The organism is Shinella sp. 838 (assembly GCF_029623935.1).
Classification (GTDB): Bacteria; Pseudomonadota; Alphaproteobacteria; order Rhizobiales; family Rhizobiaceae; genus Shinella.
In genome coordinates this window covers 260,593-276,183 of record NZ_JARSBQ010000004.1, presented here as the reverse complement: position 1 = coordinate 276,183, position 15,591 = coordinate 260,593, and the positions used below count along the sequence as shown (strand labels likewise).

General features: G+C 64.5%; 13 protein-coding genes and 1 pseudogene. 6 read left to right on the top strand and 8 right to left on the bottom strand.

Translation table 11 applies throughout. The features are described from left to right. Window positions 1–42: 42 nt before the first annotated feature. From P9A16_RS15875 to P9A16_RS15850, 6 genes are all read right to left on the bottom strand, one after another. The gene (locus P9A16_RS15875; protein WP_023516304.1) at window positions 43–315 is read right to left on the bottom strand and encodes a metal/formaldehyde-sensitive transcriptional repressor; all 273 of its coding nucleotides are present in this window, start codon (window positions 313–315) and stop codon (window positions 43–45) included. Window positions 316–403: 88 nt separating this feature from the next. Beyond that, entirely contained in the window at window positions 404–2,845 is a 2,442-nt protein-coding gene (locus tag P9A16_RS15870) for a GcvT family protein (RefSeq protein ID WP_023516303.1), read from the bottom strand. Continuing rightward, on the bottom strand, window positions 2,842–3,753 hold the full coding sequence (locus P9A16_RS15865) for a choline/ethanolamine kinase family protein (protein ID WP_023516302.1): 912 nt from the start codon (window positions 3,751–3,753) through the stop codon (window positions 2,842–2,844). The genes P9A16_RS15870 and P9A16_RS15865 overlap by 4 nt, the downstream gene beginning before the upstream one ends. Beyond that, the gene (locus P9A16_RS15860) at window positions 3,753–5,786 is read right to left on the bottom strand and encodes an ABC transporter permease (RefSeq protein WP_024271382.1); all 2,034 of its coding nucleotides are present in this window, start codon (window positions 5,784–5,786) and stop codon (window positions 3,753–3,755) included. Before P9A16_RS15860 ends, P9A16_RS15865 begins: the two co-directional genes overlap by 1 nt. A gap of 4 nt (window positions 5,787–5,790) precedes the next feature. Further along, window positions 5,791–6,810: a quaternary amine ABC transporter ATP-binding protein gene (locus P9A16_RS15855; RefSeq protein WP_024271383.1), complete on the bottom strand. Its 1,020-nt coding sequence runs from the start codon at window positions 6,808–6,810 to the stop codon at window positions 5,791–5,793. 94 nt (window positions 6,811–6,904) lie between these two features. Beyond that, a complete protein-coding gene (locus tag P9A16_RS15850; RefSeq protein WP_023516957.1) occupies window positions 6,905–7,870 on the bottom strand; it encodes an ABC transporter substrate-binding protein in 966 nt (321 codons plus the stop codon). 231 nt (window positions 7,871–8,101) lie between these two features. On the opposite strand from P9A16_RS15850, the gene P9A16_RS15845 reads away from it, so the two are divergent. Beyond that, complete coding sequence (locus P9A16_RS15845; protein ID WP_023514862.1) at window positions 8,102–8,863, top strand: DeoR/GlpR family DNA-binding transcription regulator; 762 nt, start codon at window positions 8,102–8,104, stop codon at window positions 8,861–8,863. A gap of 143 nt (window positions 8,864–9,006) precedes the next feature. On the opposite strand, the gene P9A16_RS15840 is transcribed toward P9A16_RS15845, so the two are convergent. Both P9A16_RS15840 and P9A16_RS15835 read right to left on the bottom strand, forming a co-directional pair. Further along, the gene (locus tag P9A16_RS15840) at window positions 9,007–10,320 is read right to left on the bottom strand and encodes a glutamine synthetase family protein (RefSeq protein ID WP_023514863.1); all 1,314 of its coding nucleotides are present in this window, start codon (window positions 10,318–10,320) and stop codon (window positions 9,007–9,009) included. After that, window positions 10,310–11,206 (bottom strand): MurR/RpiR family transcriptional regulator, encoded by an 897-nt coding sequence (locus tag P9A16_RS15835; RefSeq protein ID WP_023514864.1) that lies wholly within the window; start codon window positions 11,204–11,206, stop codon window positions 10,310–10,312. Before P9A16_RS15835 ends, P9A16_RS15840 begins: the two co-directional genes overlap by 11 nt. 147 nt (window positions 11,207–11,353) lie before the next feature. Here P9A16_RS15835 and P9A16_RS15830 point away from each other — a divergent pair. The 5 genes and pseudogenes from P9A16_RS15830 to P9A16_RS15810 all read left to right on the top strand — a co-directional run bounded on the left by P9A16_RS15830 (window position 11,354) and on the right by P9A16_RS15810 (window position 15,591). Next, window positions 11,354–12,170: pseudogene (locus P9A16_RS15830) on the top strand (N-formylglutamate amidohydrolase). Beyond that, window positions 12,160–12,810 carry an isochorismatase family cysteine hydrolase gene (locus P9A16_RS15825; RefSeq protein WP_023514866.1) on the top strand — a complete coding sequence of 217 codons (651 nt, stop codon included), beginning with the start codon at window positions 12,160–12,162 and terminating at the stop codon, window positions 12,808–12,810. Before P9A16_RS15830 ends, P9A16_RS15825 begins: the two are co-directional and overlap by 11 nt. Window positions 12,811–12,931: 121 nt before the next feature. Next, window positions 12,932–14,104: an ABC transporter substrate-binding protein gene (locus P9A16_RS15820; protein ID WP_023514867.1), complete on the top strand. Its 1,173-nt coding sequence runs from the start codon at window positions 12,932–12,934 to the stop codon at window positions 14,102–14,104. Window positions 14,105–14,156: 52 nt separating this feature from the next. After that, window positions 14,157–14,891 (top strand): ABC transporter ATP-binding protein, encoded by a 735-nt coding sequence (locus tag P9A16_RS15815; RefSeq protein WP_023514868.1) that lies wholly within the window; start codon window positions 14,157–14,159, stop codon window positions 14,889–14,891. Continuing rightward, window positions 14,884–15,591 (top strand): ABC transporter ATP-binding protein, encoded by a 708-nt coding sequence (locus tag P9A16_RS15810; RefSeq protein WP_023514869.1) that lies wholly within the window; start codon window positions 14,884–14,886, stop codon window positions 15,589–15,591. The genes P9A16_RS15815 and P9A16_RS15810 overlap by 8 nt, the downstream gene beginning before the upstream one ends.

The window sequence follows — 15,591 nt, the reverse complement described above, 5'->3', positions numbered from 1 at the left end:
AGGTCCCGCTGCGCGGTACATCCCGCCGTAGCGGGAACTGCGCTATTTCATGTAGGTCCGGATGACCCCGATCAGTTCCTCGCCGCCCTGAAGACAGTCCGCCTTCGTTTCGGCCTCCATCACATGGTGACGCAGGTGATCCTCCATCACCTCGGCCGTGAGGCCGCCGAGCGCGCCGCGCACCGAGGCGAGCTGGCGCATGATCTCCGCACATCCCGCCTCGCCTTCCAGCGCCCGTTCGATGCCCTCGATCTGGCCACGAATGCGGCGCACGCGGGCGATCAGCTTGTCCTTCTGCTGGATGGTGTGGCCCATGCAGGTCGTCCTTCGAATCTATACTATAGGGGGGTATACTATATGAATCATCAACCGGGAAGGCCCGAGGGCCTTCCCTTCATCAGGATCAGGCTTTCACACGCGCACCGGCCGGGTCGTAGAGCGGTTCGAGATGAATCTTTGCCGGCGTGCGCTCCATGGCGACGACGAGTTCATAATCGCCGCCTGTCAGGAAATCGTCGTCCACACCCTCGGCGCGGCGCACATAGCCGTAGCCGACATTCTTGCCGAGCGTGTAGCCATAGCCGCCGCTGGTGAGGTAGCCGACGGGCTCGCCGTTGCGCAGGATCGTCTCACGGCCGACGAGCACGATATCGGGATTGTCGACCGTGAAGCCGGCCAGCGCCTTCCTGCGCTTTTCCCCTTGCAGGGCCTCCAGCGCCCGGCGGCCGAGGAAATCGGTATTCTTGCGTAGCTTCACCGCCCAGCCGAGACCGGCATCGAGGGGGGTGTCGTTCGGCGTGATGTCGGATCCCCAGGCGCGATAGCCCTTTTCGAGGCGCAGCGATTCCAGGGCGCGGTAACCGACCGGGCGGATGCCGAACGGGGCACCGGCCGTCATCAGCGCGTCGAAGACCGTGCCGATGGCATCGATCGGCACATGCAGCTCCCAACCGAGCTCACCGACATAGGTGACGCGCAGCGCCCGCACGACATGGCCGGCGAGCACGATTTCCCGCACATGGCCGAAGGGGAAGCCCGCATTGGAGACATCGGCATCGGCCAGCGCGGCCAGCACGTCGCGCGCCTTCGGCCCCATCAGCGAGAGCGTGCCGAAATCCTCCGTCACATCGCGAAGCGTTACGTCGAGACCATCGGGAAGGTGATCCGTGATCCAGCCGAGATCATGGGTGCGGAAGCCCGTGCCCGTCACGATGTAGAACTTTTCCTCGGCGAGCCGCGCCACAGTCAGGTCCGCCTCGATACCGCCGCGGGTGTTGAGAAGCTGCGTATAGGTCAGCCGCCCCACCGGCTTGCCGACATCGTTGGCGCAGATCCAGTCGAGCGCCTTCAGCGCATCCGGCCCCGTCATCTCGTACTTGGCGAAGGAGGACTGGTCGAAGATGCCGACGGCCTCGCGCACATGGCGGTGCTCGTCGCCGACCGTCGAGAACCAGTTCTGCCGGCCCATCGAATAGACGTCCCGTGCCTCCATGCCCTTCGGCGCAAACCAGTTCGGCCGCTCCCAGCCGAGCTTGGAACCGAACACCGCGCCATGCGCCTTCAGCCGCTCATAGAGCGGCGAGACGACGTGCGGGCGCCCGCTTTCATATTCCTCGTGCGGGAAGCCGATCGTATAGTGCTTGCCATAGGCCTCCAGCGTGCGGTCGAGCACCCATTGACGGTCGCGGTGCATGCCGGCGAAGCGGCGGATATCGACCACCCAGAGATCGAACGGCGCCTCGCCGTCAACGACCCATTGCGCCAGCACCCAGCCGGCCCCGCCGCCCGACGCGATCCCGAAAGCGTTGAAGCCCGCACCGACGAACATGTTGCTGCATTCCGGCGCCACACCAAGAATGAAGTTCCCGTCGGGCGTAAAACTCTCCGGTCCGTTGATCATCTGCTTGACGCCGACCTTTTCCAGCGCCGGCACGCGGGCGATCGCCTCCACCATATGCTGCTCGAAATGGTCGAAGTCGTCATCGAACAGCCGATAGGCCCACTCATCCGGCACATCGCCGGTCGTCCAGGGCTGCGGGTTCGGCTCGTAGCCGCCCATGACGAGCCCGCCGACCTCTTCCTTGAAGTAGGTGCGGCGATCCGGATCGCGGATCGTCGGCGCATCGGTTGCAAGCCCCGGCACGGTTTCCGTGATGATATACTGGTGCTTGACCGGCTGCAGCGGCACGTTGATGCCGGCCATCGCGCCCACCTGCCGCGCCCACTGGCCGGCGCAATTGACCACCTTCTCGCAGGCGATGTCCCCGAGCGTCGTGCGCACGCGCCGGATACGGCCGCCCTCGATGTCGAAACCCGTCACGCGCACGTTCTCGACGATCTTCGCGCCGTGCATGCGCGCGCCCCTGGCGAGCGACTGGGTGATGTCCGAGGGGCTCGCCTGCCCGTCCGTCGGCAGCCAGCTTGCGCCGACGAGGTCGCCGACCTCCATCAGCGGCCACATGGCCTTGACCTCCTGCGGCGTCAGGAGATGCATGTCCATGCCGAAGCTCTTGGCGGTGGTGGCGAGGCGGCGGAACTCCGTCCAGCGGTCCTGGTTGGTGGCGAGCCGCAGGCATCCCGTCATCTTCCAGCCGGTCGCAAGGCCTGTCTCGGCTTCGAGGCCCTTGTAGAGATCGACGGAGTATTTCAGCACCCGGGTGATCGACGCCGAGGAACGGAGCTGACCGACGAGACCGGCCGCATGCCAGGTCGAGCCCGAGGTCAGCGTGCCCTGCTCCAGGAGGATCACGTTCGCCTTGTGGTCGCGGGCGAGATGATAGGCTGTCGAGCAGCCGATGATGCCGCCGCCGATGACAACGATCTCAGCATGGGATGGCAGGGTCATTTGGTGTGTTTCCCGTATTTCGTTCTGTAGTGGTCGAGCGCCCTGTCGAGGCGATCGAGATTTTCGGCCGTGTAGCCGACATAGTCGGCCCCCGGGGCTTGGAGATGGAGCTCCGACACCATGCTCCACATCGCCTCGCGCAGCAGCGAGGCGCATTGCATGGCCGCGTGCGAGCGAAGGATCGCCGGGTCGGGGGCACCGGCGAAATAGGCATCGAGAAAATCCTCCGCCTCGTCGGGCGAAAGCCCGGCATTGGAGGTGGCGCCTGCAAGATCGAACATGGCGGTGGAGAAGCCGGCATATTCGAAATCAATCAGCCAGAGCCGGTCGCCATCGTCGAGGATATTGGCCGGCAACAGGTCGTTGTGCGCGAAGACGATCGGCAGCGGCGCCTGGGCGGCCTCCAGTTCAGCGGCAAGCGCGAGGTAGCCCGGAAGATGCGGCTTCATGCGGCTGCCACCCTCCCGCAGCGTGCGGGCATAGTCGCGCACCACGTGGAACGGCCAGAAGAGAAAGGCGGCGCCGCTGACCTCCTGCGGCATCTCGCCATGGAACCGGCGCAGCAGGTCGGCCACCCGCCGCCGCCCGGCGGCAACATCTTCCGCGCTGAACGTCTTCGCACCGAGAAAGGCAGAGACCATCACACCGGGCTCGGCATAACGCACTTCGGGACCGAATCCGGCCGCATGCGCCGCACGGGCCGTCATCAGCTCCCGCTCGCGGAAGACGTGGTGGAAGGGATAGTCCCGGCCGAAGCGCACGACATGACGCCCCGCCCCATCGCTGACCAGATAGCTCTCGTTGCTGATACCGCCCTTCAGCGGCGCGATCTCGATGCGGCCCGCCCAGCAGGGCAGAGCACGGATGCGATCCTCGACGGCCCGGCTGGGTTCGACATGACCGTCCATCAGCTCACCCTTTCACGAATGCGGTTCGCGCCGGCTGAGATCAGCCGGTCCGCGATGATGGCGATGAAGGCGACGGACAGACCGGCGACGAGGCCGCGCCCCGTATCGGCCTTGGTGAGCGCGATATAAACCTCCTGCCCAAGATCACGCGTGCCCACCAGCGCCGTGATGACCAGCATGGAAAGGGCGAACATGATCGTCTGGTTGAGGCCGAGCAGGATTTCCGGCAGCGCCAGCTTCAGCTTGATCTTGACGAGAATCTGCCCGGGCGTGCAGCCCATGGCTCGGCCCGCCTCCACCACACGCGGATCGACGCGGTGAAGGCCCAGCACCGTGTAGCGGATCGCCGGCACGACGGAATAGGCGACGACGGCGATCATCGCGGTAAAATCCCCGACGCGGAAGAGCATGACGACAGGCATGAGATAGACGAAGGAAGGCAGCGTCTGCAGCGTATCGATAAGGAGTTGCAGCCAGCGCCACAGCCGGTCGCGCTCCGCCGCCAGAATGCCCAGCGGCACGCCGATAAGGCAGGCGAAGACGACGGAGACGCCGCAGAGATAGACGGTGATCATCGCCTTCTCCCATTGCCCGGTTGCGGCGATCAGGAAAGAAAGCACACCGACCAGCGTGGCGAGACGCAGGCCGCCCAGCCGGTAGCCGGCCAACGCGAGCAGCGCGACGACACCCGCCCAGGGCAGGTCGCCAAGCAGCCGCTTCAGCGGAACGAGAAGGTTCAGCAGAATGACGTTGCGGATCGCCTCCAGCGCATCGAAGAAATTGACGTTGATCCAGCGCACCATTTCGGACCAGAAAGTGCCGGTGGAGACCCGCCAGCTTTCCGGAAAGCTCTGCAGCGCGGGCACGACAAGCCCGGCAAGGAAGGTCGCGACGACGATGGCGAGCGCGGCGACGAAATAGGCATGACGGGAAACGAGGCCGCCATCCGTCGGGAGACCGGCTGCAGGCCGCTCAGCTTTCTCCGCATAGGCCTGGCTCAGCCGGTCGAGCGCCACGGCGAGCGCGACGATTGCAAGCCCGGCTTCGAGGCCCGCGCCGATATCGAGGCGGCGGAGCGCGGCGAGCACGTCGAAGCCGAGGCCGCCGGCACCGATCATCGAGGCGATGATGACCATGTTGAGCGAGAGCATGATGACCTGGTTGACCCCCACCATCAGGCTGTCCTTGGCCGAGGGCACCATGATCTTCCAGGTCATCTGCCGCCGGCTGCAACCGACCATGTTGCCGAGGTCGCGGATTTCCGATGGTACGGAGCGCATGGCGAGGATCGTGACGCGCGCCATCGGCGGCAGGGCATAGATCAGCGTCGCGACGATGGCTGCGGTCGGGCCGAAGCCGAAGAAGACGAGCACGGGCACGAGGTAGGCGAAAACGGGGATCGTCTGCATGAGGTCGAGGATGGGAACCAGTACCCGCTCGAAGACCGGCCAGCGCCAGGCGGCAAGGCCGAGCAGCAGGCCGGCCACCACGCCGATCGGCACCGCGACGACGATGGAGGCAAGCGTCACCATGGCGCTCGTCCATTGGCCGAAGAGGACGAGGAAGCCGAAGCAGGCCGTGACGAGCGCGGCGAGCCGCACGCCGCCGGCATGATGGCCGATCAGCGCAACGATGGCGAGAACCGCCAGCCAGGAGAGTGGCGGCAGGTGCTGCACGGCGCTCGAGCCCTGCCCCGACAGGAGCCCGCTCGAGAGCAGGCCGAGCGCCACCCGATAGGGCAGGTCGATGATCTCGGCGAGGAACCGGGTGAAGTCCGTGAAGGTGAAGAGGCCGAAGCTCGCCTCGTCCACCAGCCATTTCGTCGCCTTGCCGATCCAGCGCGCCGCCGGGATCTCGAAAGCGCGCGGGTAGGAGAAGGCCCATTTCGCAACGCCCTCGCCGAACTGCCAGAAGAGGACCAAGAGGGCGAGCGCCGCAGGCCACAGCCAGCGCGTCCGCACAGCACCACGCGCGGTCGGATTTTCCGGGATCGGTTCGGCGACTGGCTGGAGAACGGGGAAGGACGCGCCCATGTCGTCAGCCCCGCATCATCACGTCGATGACCGCCGCGCGGTCGAGGAGGCCGACGGGTATTCCCGCCGCGTCGAGTGCGGCGAGTGTCTCCGCACCGTGCGAAAAAAGCGGCGCGGCTTCGGCCACCGGCGCATTGGCGCGGATCGAGGCCTGCGGCAGCGTACCGTTGAGCGGCCGCATGAGGGTGGCCACCTTGACGACCTTGGCCCTGGCGACGCTGCGCGTGAACTCCGCCACATAGGGGGTCGCCGGGTTCAACACGAGATCCTCCGGCGTGCCCGCCTGCACGATCTCGCCATCCTTCATGATGGCGATGCGGTCGGCAAGGCGGATCGCTTCGTCGAAATCATGTGTGATGAAGACGATGGTCTTCCTCAGCACCGATTGCAGGCGCAGGAACTCGTCCTGCATCTCCCGCCGTATCAGCGGGTCGAGCGCGGAAAAGGGCTCGTCGAGGAACCAGAGCTCCGGCTCGACGGCCAGCGAGCGGGCAATGCCGACGCGCTGCTGCTGGCCGCCGGACAGCTCGCGCGGGAAGGCATTCTCGCGGCCGGCAAGACCGACGAGATCGATCATGCGCCGCGCCCGCTCCTCTCGCGCCGCCCGCTCGACACCCTGGATCTCCAGCGGAAAGGCGACATTCGCCAGCACCGTGAGATGCGGCAGCAAGGCGAAATGCTGGAAGACCATGCCCATCTGGTGGCGGCGGATCTCGATCATCCGCGCCTCGCTCGCCGCCAGGAGATTCTCGCCGTTGAAGAGGATGTCGCCGGAGGTCGGCTCGATGAGACGGGAGAGGCAGCGCACCAGCGTCGACTTGCCCGAGCCGGACAGGCCCATAATGACGAAGATCTCGCCCTCGCGCACCTCGATGTTGACATCGCGCACCGCACCGACAGCGCCGGCCGCGCGCAACTCCGCACTCGTCAGCCGGGCAGACGAGGAGCCGACGAGGGATTTGCCGCCTGCTCCAAAAATCTTCCAGACGCCGCGGCAGACAAGTTTCGGTTCGCTAGAGGCCATTTTCATTCCGGTCGCGTCATCGAAACGCGGTCCTTGCGGGACCGCACGAAAGGTGCCCGGCCTCCCCTGCTGGCGGAGGGCCGGGCCTTGCGCGCTACTTCTTGATCCAGCCGGACCAGCGCGCTTCGTTCGCCGCCATCCATTCGGCGACCACCTCGGAGACCTTCTTGCCGTCGAGGTCCACCTTGGTGATCATCGCCCCCATTTCGTCGTTGTTGATGTTAAACGCCTTAATGGCGGCATAAGCGCCCGGCCACTTGTCCTTGACGCCGGACCAGCCGACCTTCCAGATCGGGCCGAAGGGCTTGCCGCAATCATAGGCGGCATCGGGGTTCACGCCGGTCGCCGGATCCTCGTAGCATTCCTTCGAATAGGGCGGGAACTCGACCCACTCGCCCTTGTACTTGGCCGGCGCCCAGTGCGGCGCGTATATCCACAGGAGGATGGGCGCCTGGCGCTGGTAGGCGCTTTCCAGTTCGGCAAAGAGCGCGGCGTCCGTGCCGGCATGGATCACCTCAAAGGGCAGGTCCAGCGCCTCGACGCGCTCGTCATCGAAGCCGCCCCACGTGACGGGGCCGCCGAGATAACGCCCCTTTGGCGCGGTTTCCGGAATGGAGAAGGCTTCCGCGCATGCCTCGCTCTTCAGCGCCTCCCAGTTCGGCAGGCCGGGGCATTTCTCCTTCATATAGGCCGGATACCACCACTCTTCCTTGGCCTGCATGCCGGTCTCGCCGAAATTCTCGACCTTGCCGGTGGCCGTCGCGGCGTCCATCGCGTCGCGGCCGGTCGTTTCCCACATTTCCATGGCGACGTGCAGGTCGCCGGTTTCCAGCCCCGCAAACTGCGCGAGATAGTCGGCCTGGACATATTCGACGGAATAGCCGGCCTTCTTCAGCACCTCACCCATGATCTCGGTGGTGATGAGCTGGCCCGTCCAGTCGTGCAGAGTCAGCTTGATGGGGTCAGTGGATTCCTGCGCCGCTGCGGGCGCAATCGTGAAGGCCGCGGACAGGCAGAGCGTCGCGGCAAACAGTCCTGACAGGCGAATAGGTTGAAACATGCGTGATCTCCCGGTCGCACTTTGAAGTCGATGCTGTATGATGCGCCGGATGCCGTTCCCCGTACTTTTGTATCTGTCGGCCTGCGCACGGTAGCGATCTCACGCTGGATAAAAGCGGCTGTCAATCCTGCAATGTGGCTTTTTCTGCCTTTATGACCGAATTTGCGGCTTTCTTGCCAGATGATCCGTCTAGGATTATGAAGCAGGAGAACGCATGCGGACATGACGACGATGAACCACTCCAAACGCCACAACGACATTCTGAGGCTGCTCCAGCAGGACGGCACGGTGACGATCGCCGACCTTGCCAAGAAACTCGACGTTTCGCTGGAAACCGTGCGACGGGACATCAAGCCGCTGACGACGAACGGCACCGTGCTGAAGATGCACGGCGCCGTGGCGCTGCCCTCCGTGGTCGGCGAAGCGCCCTTTGAAAAGCGTATGCGCGAAAACAGCGAGGCGAAGAAGGCGATCGCCGTCGCCATGGCCGCGACGATTCGCGACGGTGATTCGATCATGCTCGATACGGGCACGACGACGAGCTACCTCGCCCGTGAATTGCTGGGGCACCGACGGCTAACGGTCGTGACCAACTCCTCCGACATCGCCCGCACCCTTTCAACGGTCAACGACAACAGGGTCTACATGGCGGGCGGCGAATTGCGCAGCGACAACGGCGCCGCCTTCGGCGTCTCGGCGATCGAGTTCATCAGCCATTTCACCGTGGGCCACGCGGTCATTTCCACGGGCGCGATCGATGCCGGCATCGGGGTGATGGACTACGACCTCGAGGAGGCGGAGTTCGCCCGGGCCGTGGTCTCGCGCGGCAAGCGAGCCGTCGTCGTCACGGATCATACGAAGTTCGGCCGGCAGGGGCTGGTACGGGTCTGCGAATTCAGCATGCTGACCGATCTTTTCACCGACAAGACGCCGCCCCGCGATGTCTCCGCCTCGCTGAAGGCGGCTGGCGTCAACGTCACGTTGGCACGCTGACGAAAAAGCGGCCCGGCGGATATCCCGCCGAACCGCTTTGCATCCCCCTCGGAAACCCGGGCGATCACTTCATCATCGAGCACTGGCGCCCGAAAAGAGCGCAGGGATCCTTGTAGACTTCCCCGCACTCAAAAGCCTTGTGGCTAGTAGGCATTTTCGTAGGCGGCGCAGATTTCCGCCTGCGTCTTGCCGGCAAGGTAGGCGATCTCGCCTTCCTTGTGCTTGACGTAGACATCGGCAAAGCCTTCCGGGAACCAGCCGCACACCGTTGCATTGCCACGGAACCGCTGGAGCGCGGCCTCCAGCGTCTGCGGCAGACGAACGTAGCCGCGTGCAGCCAGCGCCTCGACGGTCAAAAGAGATAAATCCTCCTGCGTCGCCTCCGGCACGGCAAGCCCCTCTTCGATACCCTGCACGCCGGCATGCACGATGGCGGCAAGCGTCAGATGCGGATTGGCCGTGCCGTCGGCAGCACGGAACTCGAAATTGAACTGGGCAGCGCGGGCGATGTCGCTGATGTCGGAAACCGGGCAGATGCGCACCGACGCCTCACGATCGCGGAAACCGAGATTGTTGAAGGCCGCGCTCCAGCGATGCGGCGTGAGACGCAGATAGGAGACGACGCTCGGCGCGGTAATGGCGATGATCGAATCGAGGTATTTCAGGATACCGGCAACGAACTTTCCGGCGACGTCGGAGAGCTCGTGCTTGCCGTTCGGATCATGCGTGACGGGATTGCCGGCTGCGTCCAGCATGCTCATATGCACATGCACGCCATTGCCGACGCCCGCGGGGTCGCGGATCGGCGTGAAGGTGGGATCGTAGCCAAGCTCGCGGGCGACAAGACCGACGAGCTCGCGGGTGATCAGCGAATGGTCCGCGACGGTGACGCCCTTCTGCGGGCCCATCGTCACCTCGAACTGGCCGGCGCCGAACTCCTTCAGGATGGTGTCGGGCGTGACGCCCGCTTCCCGCATCGCCGCGATGATCGCCTCGCAGAAATGCCGCTCCTCCTGGAAACCGCCGAGCGTAAAAGCCTTGCCGATATCGGAGACGAGGTGCTTGATCTGGAATTCGTGCTCGAAGGCGCCGTAGAGCGTGACGCCCGCCACCCTTTGCAGGCGATCTAGCGCCGCCTCGAGGATCGAACGCGTGCAGAATTCCCAGGGCCGACCGTCGGTATAGCGGATGTTGCCGAGAACGAAATTCTCGTTCGGTGCCCCCTCCTCGCTCTCGATGCTGACGCTCGTCGCCGGATCGGGAATGAGCACGAGATCGCCGAGCGAGCCGAACGGGCTTTCGGCGATGTTGTCGAAGCAGGTGATCTGCACATTGGTCGGCGTCCAGCCGACACCACGCCTCAGACGCTTCTCCATCTGCACCAGCGGAAAAGCCTTGCCGCGCACTTTGCCCGAAAGGTCGCCGCAGCAGGCGACCATCATTTCTTCACGTTTCATCAGCGTCCCCGTTGATCTGATCATAGCCCGGCATCGAAAAGCGGATACCGTCCCAATCCTTGATGCGTTTCTGCGTCGCCCCCCAATCGGCCTCGGAGACGCGCACGATCAGCGCCTCGACAAGTGCCATGGCGGCCGCCACCGTATCCCAGGCCGTGCCGGCATCGATCGGCAGCGCGACGATATGGTCGGCGCTGCGCGCCGCCGGCGACATCCACTTGTCGGTGACGACGACGATCGTCGCGCCGCGCTTTTCGGCGATGGTCTCGGCAAGGCGCGCCAGGCTGAGCTGGTAACGCCGGAAATCGAACAGCAGAACGACGTCCTTCCGGCGCATGCGCAGGACGTGCTCCGGCCATATTTCCGGGTTGCCGGCCATATGGTAGATGCCGCTGCGGATCTGGCGCAGGTGGATCGACAGGAACGCGGCGACATTGTCGCTGACGCGCCCGCCGAGCAGGAAAATGTTGCGCGCGGGATCGGCGAGCAGCTCGGCAAGGATGTCGAACTGCGCCTGCGACACCGTTGCGGTCATCTCCTGCATCACGGCCGAGACGCGCGCGACGTATTCCGACAGGAATTCCGAATGGCCCACCGGCTTCTGGCTCGATTTCAGGTCGAGCGGCGAGCGCTGCCCTTCCTTCAGCTCGGCAATCAGCTGGCGCTGCAGGTCCTGGAAGCCCCCACAGCCGATCTTGCTGACGAAACGGGTGATCGAGGGGGCGCTGACGCCGGTCTTGGCCGCCAGCTCCTGGATGCTTTCGAGGCCCGTGAAGGGGTAATCCGCAAGAATGGCATTGGCGATCTTGCGCTCGCTGGCGGTCAGCTGCGCTGCGGCATCGCGAATCCTCGTGCGGATCGTCGTCGACGATTTCCCATCGCTCATTGGCGTTCGTTCCCTTGGTTGGTCCGGATATTTGCGCCATGAAAAAAATTAGTCAAATGGAAAAATGCAATTGACTATGATCGAAAAATTTCTTTGACTGACTGTCATGAAAACCCGACCCACCGGGTCCACGACGGATGCCACTCCATGCTCAGGTTCGCCGACCGCGACACGACCAGACTGCTGCAGACGGGCGATCCGGAGCCGGTGGAATGGATCAATGCCGCCGGTGCCTCTTCGATCTTCCTGACCTGCGAGCATGCCGGCCGCGCCATTCCGGCGGCCCTCGGCGATCTCGGCATTCCCGCCGCCGAAATGGACCGCCACATCGCCTATGACGTCGGCGCCGAGGGCGTAGCCCGCGGTCTTGCCGAACGGCTCGACGCCGCGCTCGTCCTGCAGCGCTACAGCCGCCTCGTCATCGACTGCAACCGTCCCTTCGAGGCGAAGGACTGCGTCGTCCTTGAGAGCGATGGCACCCCGGTGCCGGCCAATGCCGATATCTCCGATCTCGACCGCCGCCGCCGCTTCGTTGAGATTCACCAGCCGCTGCACGAAGCGATCGCCGCCGCGCTCGACCAGCGCCAGGCAAGCGGAAAGCCGCTTCTGCTCGTCTCGGTGCACAGCTTCACCCCGGTGATGCGCGCGACGGGCGCCGTCAGGGATTTCGAACTCGGCCTGCTCTACAATCGCGACGCCCGCCTTGCCGAACGGCTCGCGCAGACGTTCCGCGCCGCCAATCCGGACGTTACCGTCAAGCTCAACGCACCTTACCACGTCGACGACATCTCCGACTACACGATCCCGGTGCATGGCGAGCGGCGTGGCATTGCGCATGTGCTTCTGGAAGTCCGCAACGACCTCATCAACGATGCCCGCGGGCAGGAGGAATGGGCAGGCCGCCTGGCCGGCCCCCTCCGCCTTGCGGCAGACAGCCTCGAAGGAAACGCCTGATGGCCGCTGACCATCTGACCACCCGTGACGTGCCGCTCGATCCGGCCGCCGCCGCCATTCTCTTCATCGACGTGCAGAACTTTTCCGTGCGCCGCGAGGGCGGCGAGTTCAAGGACGTGTCCGACGCCGATATCGCCGGGAAATACGGCTATTATTTCAAGCGCGTCCACGAGGTGGCGATCCCGAACATGCAGCGCCTGCTCGAAGGCTTCCGCAAGGCCGGCATCGAGGTGTTGCACACGACCATCGAGAGCCTCACCAGGGACGGCCGCGACCGCAGCCTCGACTACAAGATCACCGGCTTCAACGTGCCGAAGGGCTCATGGGACGGCAAGGTCATCGACGAGCTGGAGCCGCTCGACGACGAGATCGTCTTTCCGAAGAGCTCGTCCAGCGTCTTCGTGTCCACCCATATCGACTATATCCTGCGCAATCTCGGCGTAAAACAACTCGTGCTGTGTGGACTTCTGACCGACCAGTGCGTGGAATCGGCCATTCGCGATGCCTGCGACCTCAACTATCTCGTGACGCTCGTGCCGGATGCCTGCGGCACCTATTCGCAGGAGCGGCATGATTTTTCGCTCAACGCCATCAAGGGCTATTGCCGCCAGGTCTCGACCGACGCGCTGCTGAAGGAAATCGGGCAGTAAGGCCCGCAGACGAACAGACGGGACGGAACAAGGAGCATCCGAAAGCGGGCCGCAGAACAAAACAAAAAGGCAGGACCGCGCGACATTTCACTGCCCAAAGGCATTAAAAAGGGGAACGACCATGATGAAGACTTCAAGACTGCTTCTGGCGGCCGCAAGCCTTGCGCTCGCCGCGTCCGCGGCCTTTGCCGAAGACGACAAGATCGTCATCGGCGGCGCACTTTCCATGACGGGCATCCAGGCCCCGCTCGACACGCCCGGCTATAACGGCGCGCAGGTCGCAGTGAAATATCTCAACGACAACGGCGGCGTGCTCGGCAAACAGGTCGAGTTCATCAACATCGACGGCAAGTCCGATCCCGTCACCGTCGGCAACGTCGCCGTCGAGCTGATCGACAAGGGTGCCCAGGTCATCGTCGCGCCGTGCGATTTCGACTTCGGTTCACCGGCGAGCCGCGAGGCGCAGTCGGCCGGACTCGTCGGCATCTCCACCTGCGCGTCCGACCCGCTCTATTCTTCCTGGTCGCTCGGCGACAAGCAGTTCACGCTTTCCATGTGGAACACCACGATGGGCGCGACCGCGGCCGATTTCGCCTTCAAGGAAAAGGGCTGGAAGACGGCCTATGTCGTTACCGACCAGTTCATCGCCTATACCAAGTCGCTCTCGAAATACTTCGTCGAGCAGTTCAAGGCCGATGGCGGCGAAATCCTGCTGGAAGACACCTATACGAACGGCGACAACAATTTTTCCGCCCAGCTCGCGCGTCTCCAGGCGCTCGGCAAGAAGCCGGACGTGATCTTCGTCTCGTCCTACGGCACGGATATCGGCGTGATCATCCGCGCGTTGCGTGAAGTGGGTTATGATGCGCCGATCCTCGGTGGCGATGCCTATGACGACCCGGCGATGCACCAGGCGCTCGGCGAAAAATTCGGCAACAACGTCTATTTCGTCACGCATACCTGGATGGGCCCGGAAGCCCACCCGGACATGGCGAAATTCATCGAGCTCTACACCGCCATGCATGGCAAGGCACCGGATACGTCCTTCGTCTCGACCGGCTGGGATACGATCATGCTGCTTGCCGAAGCGATCAAAGCGGCCGGCACGACGGAAGGCGGCGCACTCGCCAAGGCGCTGGAAGACGGCCAGTTCAAGCTTCTGACCGGTGACCTCGACTATGGCACGGCCGAAGAGGGCCACGTTCCGAACAAGGCGGCGGCACTCATCGAGCTGAAGGGCGGCAAACCGACCTTCGTGGGCTGGCGCAAGCCGGAATCCCTGCCGAAGCCCTGATCGCACCTCACGGGCCGGCCCTTGAAGCCGGCCCATCACCTTCGGAAAAGCCATGTCTGAAACCCGCCTCGCGGTAAACGACGTGTCGGTGGAATTCACCGGCCTCCGCGCCCTCGACCATGTGTCACTCTCCGTTGCAACCGGCGAGGTCGTCGGCCTCATCGGGCCGAACGGCTCCGGCAAGACCACGCTCATCAACGCCATCACCGGCCAGGTGAAGCTTGCGGGCGGCACGATCACCGCCGGCGACACAAAACTCTCCGGCCTCTCCCCGCGCGAGATCGCACTGGCGGGCGTCAGCCGTTCCTTCCAGATCGTTCGCCTCTTCAACACGATGACGGTGCTGGAGAATGTCGAGGCCGCGGCGCTGGCAAAGGGCGCCTCGCGCGCCGTTGCCGCCGAGCGCGCCAAGGGCCTGCTCGCCGAACTCGCCCTCTCGGCAAAGTCGGACGAACTGGGCGAAAGCCTCAGCTACGGCGACAAGCGCCGCGTCGAGATCGCCCGGGCGCTCGCCGCCGAACCGCGCTTCCTGCTGCTCGACGAGCCCGCCGCCGGCATGAACGACGCGGAGACGGAAACCCTGCTGCACACCCTGTCCGAACTACCGAAGAAGCGCGGCCTCGGCCTACTCATCATCGACCACGACATGGGCCTCATCATGCGCCTCTGCCACCGGCTGCATGTGCTCGCCTCCGGCCGTACCATCGCGGAAGGCGACGCCGCCCATGTCCGCAGCCATCCTGATGTCATCGAAGCCTATCTCGGCAAGGGAGCGGCGCATGCTTGAGATTTCCGACCTCTCCGTCAGCTACGGCACGATCCGCGCGGTGCGTGGCGTCAGTTTCTCCGTCGCCAAAGGCGAGCTGGTCAGCCTGCTCGGTGCCAACGGCGCAGGCAAATCCTCGACCATCAAGTGCATCGCCGGCGCGCTGAAGGCGGCGGGCGGTTCGATCGTGCTCGAAGGCAAGGACATCACCGCCGCCAACCCTGAACAGGTCATCCGCGCCGGCCTTGCCACCGTGCCGGAAACCCGCGACGTCTTTCCCGACCTGACGGTCGCCGAAAACCTCATGCTCGGCGCCTACATCCACCGCCGCGACCAGGCCGGCAACCGCCAGAACCTCGAAAAGCTGCACACCCTTTTCCCGCGTCTTGCCGAGCGCACGCACCAGCCTGCCGGCACGCTTTCGGGCGGCGAACAGCAGATGCTGGTCATCGCCCGCGCGCTGATGGCGCGGCCCAGCGTCCTCCTTCTCGACGAACCCTCGCTCGGCCTTGCGCCCGCCATTGTCGAGCGCATCTTCGAGATGATCGAGACACTGAAGAAATCCGGCCTCACCATCCTGCTCGTCGAGCAGAACGTCAACCAGGCGCTCTCCGTCGCCGACCGCGCCTATGTCATGCGGCTCGGCGCCATCGTCGCCTCCGGCACCGCCGACGAGATCCGCTCCGGAAGCGATCTCAGCGCACACTATCTGGGAGGCTGA

Bases quoted from the DNA above. Each gene is read 5' to 3' on its own strand.
- P9A16_RS15810 (WP_023514869.1), top strand. From the start codon at position 14,884: ATGCTTGAGATTTCCGACCTCTCCGTCAGCTACGGCACGATCCGCGCG.
- P9A16_RS15875 (WP_023516304.1), bottom strand. From the start codon at position 315: ATGGGCCACACCATCCAGCAGAAGGACAAGCTGATCGCCCGCGTGCGC.
- P9A16_RS15815 (WP_023514868.1), top strand. From the start codon at position 14,157: ATGTCTGAAACCCGCCTCGCGGTAAACGACGTGTCGGTGGAATTCACC.
- P9A16_RS15870 (WP_023516303.1), bottom strand. From the start codon at position 2,845: ATGACCCTGCCATCCCATGCTGAGATCGTTGTCATCGGCGGCGGCATC.
- P9A16_RS15865 (WP_023516302.1), bottom strand. From the start codon at position 3,753: ATGGACGGTCATGTCGAACCCAGCCGGGCCGTCGAGGATCGCATCCGT.
- P9A16_RS15820 (WP_023514867.1), top strand. From the start codon at position 12,932: ATGATGAAGACTTCAAGACTGCTTCTGGCGGCCGCAAGCCTTGCGCTC.
- P9A16_RS15835 (WP_023514864.1), bottom strand. From the start codon at position 11,206: ATGAGCGATGGGAAATCGTCGACGACGATCCGCACGAGGATTCGCGAT.
- P9A16_RS15840 (WP_023514863.1), bottom strand. From the start codon at position 10,320: ATGAAACGTGAAGAAATGATGGTCGCCTGCTGCGGCGACCTTTCGGGC.
- P9A16_RS15825 (WP_023514866.1), top strand. From the start codon at position 12,160: ATGGCCGCTGACCATCTGACCACCCGTGACGTGCCGCTCGATCCGGCC.
- P9A16_RS15845 (WP_023514862.1), top strand. From the start codon at position 8,102: ATGAACCACTCCAAACGCCACAACGACATTCTGAGGCTGCTCCAGCAG.
- P9A16_RS15860 (WP_024271382.1), bottom strand. From the start codon at position 5,786: ATGGGCGCGTCCTTCCCCGTTCTCCAGCCAGTCGCCGAACCGATCCCG.
- P9A16_RS15850 (WP_023516957.1), bottom strand. From the start codon at position 7,870: ATGTTTCAACCTATTCGCCTGTCAGGACTGTTTGCCGCGACGCTCTGC.
- P9A16_RS15855 (WP_024271383.1), bottom strand. From the start codon at position 6,810: ATGGCCTCTAGCGAACCGAAACTTGTCTGCCGCGGCGTCTGGAAGATT.